The sequence below is a fragment of the Fodinicola feengrottensis genome, from assembly GCF_039530045.1.
In the GTDB taxonomy this organism is placed as follows: Bacteria; Actinomycetota; Actinomycetes; order Mycobacteriales; family HKI-0501; genus Fodinicola; species Fodinicola feengrottensis.
The window spans coordinates 1-6,312 of the sequence record NZ_BAAANY010000024.1 but is presented as its reverse complement, the minus strand read 5'-3'; the positions used below and the strand labels follow the sequence as shown (position 1 = coordinate 6,312).

Sequence of the window (6,312 nt, the reverse complement as noted above, 5' to 3'; positions counted from 1 at the left end):
CCTTCCGACCAACCAACAGGCCAGTCGATCTTGGTACACCTCCGGCTTACACACTTGGCATGACACGCCCCGGTCCTTGGCGGCGCTCCTGGTTATCAGCCGTTGACCTCGGGAAAGCCTCCGCGCAATCCCCAAGAGTTCGACGACTGGGTCGTACATACGTTGTTAGATCCGGGTCGCGCACTCTACTCGCGGGTGGAGGCGGAGTTCCTGCTCCGCGAAGATCCGCGGATCACTCATCGCACTTTGTACTACGATCTACTTTCCGCAGTGGCGCAAGGTGCGTCCACTCCCTCGAAGATCGGAGCGATGCTGGAAAAACAGCGCTCGGCGGTGGCCGCGCCCCTCGATGTGCTGGAATCCACCGGCTACCTGCGCAAGGAGCAGGATCTGCTCAAAGGGCGCAGTCCCGTGATCACCGTCGCCGATCCGGTCATTCGGTTCAACCAGCTCATCACCTTGCCTATGGTCGACCTCATCGAACATGGCCGAGCGCAGGTGGCATGGCAGGACTCAAAGCCAACCTTTCACTCGAAGATTCTCGGCCCGCACTTTGAGGAGACTGCTCGGGAGTGGACCCGCGCATTTGCCTTCGACGAGACTCCCGTACGCGTAGGCGCGGTTGGGTCGGCCGAGATCGCGGACCCTGCTGCTCGTACCAAGCATGAGATCGACGTTCTGGCTCTTGCGCCGGGGGAGCGACCGCAGTCCTCGCACGCGCAGGTCGTGCTCTTGGGCGAGGCCAAGGCCACCCAACAGCCGCGCGGCATGAAGGACGTAGAACGTCTCGAACGTCTCCGTGACCTGCTCGAGGACCAAGGCCACCATAGCCGCGATGCGGTTCTTGCGCTGTACTCCTTGCACGGCTTCTATCCCGACTTGGTGCAGGCCGCTGGCAGGCGCCAGGATTTGTTGCTGATCGATATCGACGCCCTTTACGGGGACGGTCAGGTGCGCGGCGGCTGAACCCAAATGCAGCCGCGGGTTACGGGTGCGTTGGAAGAGCTGAGGCATGGAAGGCCACGTCGACCGTGGCAGTGAAGAAAATCTTCCACCTCGTCGCCACTGGTCACGAGCTTCACAAATGCGATGTCGAGTCGACACCGTGTCGCGGCGAACTGCACGTCGAACTCGTCGAGTGTAAGTCGCCTGATGACCTTGAGGGCCCATACCGGCGGACGCATCTGGTCTTCCGGGATATCTTTCTTGGCCGAGGACAGGGGGTTCCGTACCAAAGAAATCGAGGAGCAGCGCCGCGCCCTTGTCATCAAATACGTGAAGAACCCGTTCGGCTGCTCGCGTCGCATCCTCCCAGAACGGTTGCCACTGTTCCTCTTCATCCCATACATGCGGGCGCTGGAAGGGAGGAATGATATAGTGAATATGAGTGCCGAAAATATCCTCGGGCGTCGTGGTGGCGACCTTCATAGACTGGTTCCTGGCCTCGTATCTATTTGAACAGGGACGTTATGGCCGCAACGACAATGCCGAAGGCAGCTACGATGGCTCGCCGGATAACGCGCCGTCGAGTCGCCTGCTCGCGCCGGATTTCGAGCTTGTATCGCTCGACCTCGGCTGGATCGACCGAGATCGTTCTCCACTCGTCGGTTACGATCACGTAGAGGAGCTTGCCCAGAAGCGTTTGAGCCTCGATAACGGCGGAGGTTTCGGTCGGCAGCCTCAGCTGCAGTCCCTGGATTTTGTCCGCGATGGCCCGGCCGTGGGCGGCCAATGTCGTACGATTGTCGCCTTGACCCAGCACAAGCGAATGAGCAGTGTGCCTCGCCAGCTGAGACGAGACGAGACTTAACTCCGACTGGAGCTGTTGCCTGGCGTCCTCTGGTTGGTTGCTGGTAGTCAGCTGGACTGCTCTGGTCGTGGAGCCCACCAGCGTGTATATCTCCTTCGCCAGTCTGTGCCGTTCGACAAAGAACCATGCGAGGGCAAGGAGGATGGAGATGGCAACAATAAAGACGATCCTCGGCAACCGCTCGTCTCCGAATATCCACTGCGGCACCGCATTGCCGAACATGGCCGTCAGTACGGAGAAAATCGCCAGAACCACGAGCGGCGGCAGGAAGATCATCAGTAGCGCATTGACTCTTGTGGCCAGAGTGCGCTCGTCGTCTTTGACGCAGTAGTTCTCTACCTTTGTCCAGCGCTGCTCCTGCATTCTCGGATCGGCGTGAAGTTTGCAGTCCTGAATCCGGCTCGAGTGCGACTTTCTGGACGCTTTTCGCGCCACTGGCCGCCAGATCAATGAGGCAGAGAGTACCGGTTGCAGAATTATCGTTATGCTTAATGTGTACAACCAGAAGAGACCTACGGTGGTAGCTGCTGTGACCATCTCATTTCCCCTGTCTGTGATTCACCTGCGGCATTGTTTAGAACAGCATCGACTCGTCCGCCTGGTCAGGCGCAGTTTTGCGCTTGGCGGCCGGCTTTACTCTCTTCTTGTCGTGCAAACCCTGTGCTACTTCCTCACGATAACGCTCGTGATTCAGCTCCAGAAGTCAATCAAGAATCTCAACCTGCACATCCGGCGCAATCGTGGACCGTCGCCCCTGCCGCGTCTGATGAAACCCATGCCGAGGTCCAGATCACCCCACCCATACGCCTCGGCCGTCGCGTAGTCGATCTCCGTGTGAATCTTCCGCAACCGCTGAGTCACCGTCACCTATTGGCCAGGTGCGGTTCGACTCGGTCTGGGGCAGGTGCACGGTGGAGGCCAGCACCCGTACGGTTGGGGAGCGTGCAAGCATGGAGAGGCGATGATGGCGATCCGCCGGGTGCCGCCGGAGATGTTCCGGTTCGCCATTGGCGACAACGCTGAGTCGTACGTAGCGATCCCGCACGAGTTCGGTGAGGCCAACGAGCGGCTGGAGATGGCGCTCCTGCAAACGGTGTTCTGCTGCCGGCATTCGGGGTCGACGTGATAGGCGACCAGCACGCGCTGGACGACCAGAGCCGCCCGTCCGGTCCTGTCTTACGGGCGGTGGGCACGATTTTCGGAAACGAGCCGCTGGTCACGGCGCAGCATCGCCGGCTGCTCCGGGAGAACGCGGGCGTCTCCGCCGATGAGCTGTCCACACTCGTACTGACCGCCGGCATCCACCCAGACGACAAACTCATTGGCCGCGGCTTACTTCACCGTCTGCGCGAACGCCGGCCAGGCTGCCGTCTTGCCCTGGCCCATCTTTGGGCGAGCGTCATTCTTTCTTTTCCGGCAGCGAAATCTGGGGGTCGAGAATCCGGCGTACTGGCCCTGGCACTGTCCAGCTTCGGCCCGCGCCGCCCGCCGCTGGTGAGCCTGTCCGGTTGGCCGAGCACCGTCGGCGGTCTGCTGCTGCGCAGCCTCCAATGCCGGGTCAACTACCACGGCGACTTCGGACGGCGAGGGCATTCGGATTGCCGTGTACCTGATGGACCAAACCGGCGCCGTGCCTTGGCGGATGTCCATTTTGGACTAAGTGGCCGGCATACGCGGAATCGTCTCCGGCCCTGGCGTCGGCCGCGTCACGGACGCGCCGTGGGATCCAGCGCTGGCCGACGCCATGCGCGAACTTGGCACAGCGGTCTTCGGGGAGCGGGTCGCGACGGCCCTTCTCGATGAGCTGGCTCCGGCCGCCACTGGGATTGAGCGGGAAGTACAGTACCGGCGTGACTGATCAGGAGAGAAGTGCAGGGGCCGTTCGTGAGGAGGAAAAGGGGCGGGATCGGCGGTTTCCGCTGGGGCGGCATCACGGGCTGTCCGACGGGGTGTTCTCGATCGCGATGACGTTGCTCGTGTTGGACATCAAGATCCCGCAGAACCTGAGCTCGCAGGCAATGGTGGAGGCGCTGAACAAAACGGCGTTGCCGGCATTCGCGACCTTCATCCTGTCGTTCTACGTGATCGGTTCGCAGTGGATGGCGCATCACGAGATGTTCCACGACATCGGGTACGCCGACCGTCGGATGTCGCTGTTCAACCTGCAGTATCTGCTGGTCATCGCGGTCATGCCGTTCCCGTCGTACTTGCTGGCCAACTATGGCGGCCAACCGATCGCGGTGGCTATCTACGCGATCAGCATCGGGCTCGGTGGGCTGATGCGGGCGCGGCTGCAGTGGTACGCGCTGAGCAACAACCTGCTGAAAGCTGGCGTGGATCCCAAAGCGTGGCGTAAGGACGCCATCAACGCGGTGGTGTTCGGGCTGGTGTTCATCTGCTCGGCGGCGCTGGCGTACATCAGCCCGATCGCGACCTATGCGTGCTGGTTCGTCGTCCTGGGCGGCTGGGCGGTGCTCAGTCGGACGGGGGTGTTCGGGGTGCTAAAGCAACGGTTTGGACGCAAGTAGGCGCGACTTCCAGCTGGCGGCCGGCCGGATGATGTCGGTGGACGGGTGCGGCTGGCCCCACCGAGCCCGCAGCTGGTTGATCAGGGTGCCGAGCGCGACCATCGGCAGCAGCAGGTAGCCCAGGATGACCATCACGGCGATCTGCGTGGAGGCGGCGAGGGCGGTGGTAATGGAGGCCGTGTCGTACGCGGCGTGGGCCAGGATGAGCGGCCAGAGCCGGCGGTAGCGGCGGTAGAAGAGGACCGACAAGTACGCCCAGCCGAGCAGCGACACGACGCTGATGCCGTAGTAGATGTGGTAGCTGCCACGCAGCACGACCAACGCGAGGGTGATCAGCCAGACCGGCCAGCCGAGCCGCTCCAGTAGCCGGTAGGCGAGCCCGAGCGCCACCACTTCCTCGGCCACCGCGGTCGGGATTGCCAGCAGCAGCGCGATCACGATGGCCCGAATGAGCTGACCGGCGTCACCGCCGGTGATCTCCGGGCTGGTGGCGAAGCCGCCGAACACCTGCCGCAGCAGCACGCCGACCAAGCCGCCCAGCAGCAGCGCGGGGAGGTAAAGACCACTCAGCGTGAGACCGGTGTCCGAAGCCAGCATTGGCAGCGAGCCGGGCCGTAGGCCGAGATTAAGCAGCCGATCGCCAGACATCCGTAGGACCAGGAAAGCGACACCAACAGCGGCGAAAAGCAGCACCGCTTGAAGAAGTACGCCGACCAGCGTGTCCCCGAAACCGTTACGGAGGTCGATGCCGGCGACCGGGCTGGTCGGGCCGCCGCGTTGCAGAGCGAGGGTCGCCGTCGTCACCCACAGCAACGGACCGAAGAGCAGCGCAAGCGCAAGCGCGAGGCCCACTTTCCAGTGTCGGGTCGGGCCGGCGTACGGCACCGGCGATCTCGGCTCGAACCACAGGTCCATCGCGGACGTGAGTACGCGGTGCGGCTGCTGCCACCACCAGGGTCGGCTGGGTTGCTCCGGGCTGGGCTCCAGAACGGCGGCTCCGGGCGCGTACAGGCCCGGAGACTCCGGCGCTGGCTGCTCATCCATGCTTCGAACTGTGACACGGGACATCAATCATGCGCAGCTCGGGCACCCCCGGGTGAGACTGGGAGCGTGACGCAGATAGAAGGCGCGCTGGAGCGTGCGACAGCGGTCGAAGAGACCGGCGACGGCCGATACCGGGTCCAGCTGGACCCCGACTGGTCGGTCGTGGGGATGCTCAACGGCGGCTACCTGAACCTCCCGATGGCCCGCGCGGCCGCGTACGCGTCGCCGCATCCGCACGTCGTCGCCATCACCACCGACTACCTGTCTGCGCCGGCCGCGGGCGAGGCCGAGGTGCGGGTGGACACGCTGAAGACCGGCAAGACGGTGGCCTATCACCGGACGACGCTCGTCCAGAACGACGTGGTGACGCTGTCGTCGTCAGTGATCACCAGCCGGCTCTCCGACGAGCCGGCGGACACGTACGCCCGCGAGGTGCCGCTGCCGCTCGTACGCCCGGAGGACTGCCGGCGGGTGCCGGTGGAGATCCCCGGCGGGCTGGAGTACGGCCTGATGCGGCATGTCGACCTGCGGATGACACCGGAGTCGGAGGCCGCGATGACCCAGTCGGACGGGTCGTTGGCGGTGTCCGGGTGGGTACGAGCGGCCGACGGCTCGCCGACCGACCCTTATTTGGCGCTGCTGGCCGTGGACGCTCTGCCGCCAGTCACCCGAACCATCGGCCGCTGGGGTTGGGCGCCGACCGTCCAGCTGTCCACCTACCTGCGGGCCGTGCCGGCCCCTGGATGGCTGCGCGCGTACATGCACGGGGACTTCGTCTCCGACGGCTGGTTCGACGAAGAGTGCACGGTCTACGACGAGAACGGCCAGCTGGTCGCCCAGTCCCGGCAACTCGCCAGGGTGCCTCGCTAATGGCCGCAGTTCCTGCGGCGGCGCGTCCGGATCGTGTCGCCGGGGTGCCCAAAGGGCGGG

General features: G+C 63.9%; 8 protein-coding genes and 1 pseudogene. 7 read left to right on the top strand and 2 right to left on the bottom strand.

Annotated elements, in window-relative coordinates; translation table 11 throughout:
• Positions 1–195: 195 nt before the first annotated feature.
• Positions 196–966 (top strand): ATP-binding protein, encoded by a 771-nt coding sequence (locus ABD301_RS29585; RefSeq protein ID WP_279582108.1) that lies wholly within the window; start codon positions 196–198, stop codon positions 964–966.
• Between the two features lie 240 nt (positions 967–1,206).
• The gene (locus ABD301_RS29580; protein WP_344313594.1) at positions 1,207–1,458 is read left to right on the top strand and encodes a hypothetical protein; all 252 of its coding nucleotides are present in this window, start codon (positions 1,207–1,209) and stop codon (positions 1,456–1,458) included.
• Here the strand turns inward: ABD301_RS29580 and ABD301_RS29575 are convergent.
• Complete coding sequence (locus ABD301_RS29575) at positions 1,451–2,173, bottom strand: hypothetical protein (RefSeq protein ID WP_163571835.1); 723 nt, start codon at positions 2,171–2,173, stop codon at positions 1,451–1,453. The genes ABD301_RS29580 and ABD301_RS29575 overlap by 8 nt on opposite strands.
• Positions 2,174–2,771: 598 nt before the next feature.
• Here ABD301_RS29575 and ABD301_RS29570 point away from each other — a divergent pair.
• The 4 genes and pseudogenes from ABD301_RS29570 (at position 2,772) to ABD301_RS29560 (ending at position 4,338) form a co-directional block, all read left to right on the top strand.
• Positions 2,772–2,936, top strand: coding sequence for a hypothetical protein (locus tag ABD301_RS29570; protein WP_163571813.1), 165 nt, complete (start codon positions 2,772–2,774; stop codon positions 2,934–2,936).
• Positions 2,933–3,388 (top strand): annotated as a pseudogene (locus tag ABD301_RS42570) (TIGR02679 domain-containing protein); the annotation flags it as partial. The gene ABD301_RS29570 and the pseudogene ABD301_RS42570, both read left to right, overlap by 4 nt.
• A gap of 82 nt (positions 3,389–3,470) precedes the next feature.
• Positions 3,471–3,668, top strand: a complete 198-nt coding sequence (locus ABD301_RS29565) for a DUF2399 domain-containing protein (protein ID WP_163571837.1) — start codon at positions 3,471–3,473, stop codon at positions 3,666–3,668.
• A complete protein-coding gene (locus ABD301_RS29560) occupies positions 3,661–4,338 on the top strand; it encodes a TMEM175 family protein (RefSeq protein ID WP_344313593.1) in 678 nt (225 codons plus the stop codon). Before ABD301_RS29565 ends, ABD301_RS29560 begins: the two co-directional genes overlap by 8 nt.
• Here ABD301_RS29560 and ABD301_RS29555 read toward each other — a convergent pair.
• A complete protein-coding gene (locus tag ABD301_RS29555) occupies positions 4,312–5,382 on the bottom strand; it encodes a CPBP family intramembrane glutamic endopeptidase (protein WP_344313592.1) in 1,071 nt (356 codons plus the stop codon). The genes ABD301_RS29560 and ABD301_RS29555 overlap by 27 nt on opposite strands.
• 66 nt (positions 5,383–5,448) lie before the next feature.
• Here ABD301_RS29555 and ABD301_RS29550 point away from each other — a divergent pair, with 66 nt between their 5' ends.
• Positions 5,449–6,252 (top strand): thioesterase family protein, encoded by an 804-nt coding sequence (locus ABD301_RS29550; protein WP_163571841.1) that lies wholly within the window; start codon positions 5,449–5,451, stop codon positions 6,250–6,252.
• Positions 6,253–6,312 lie beyond the last annotated feature (60 nt).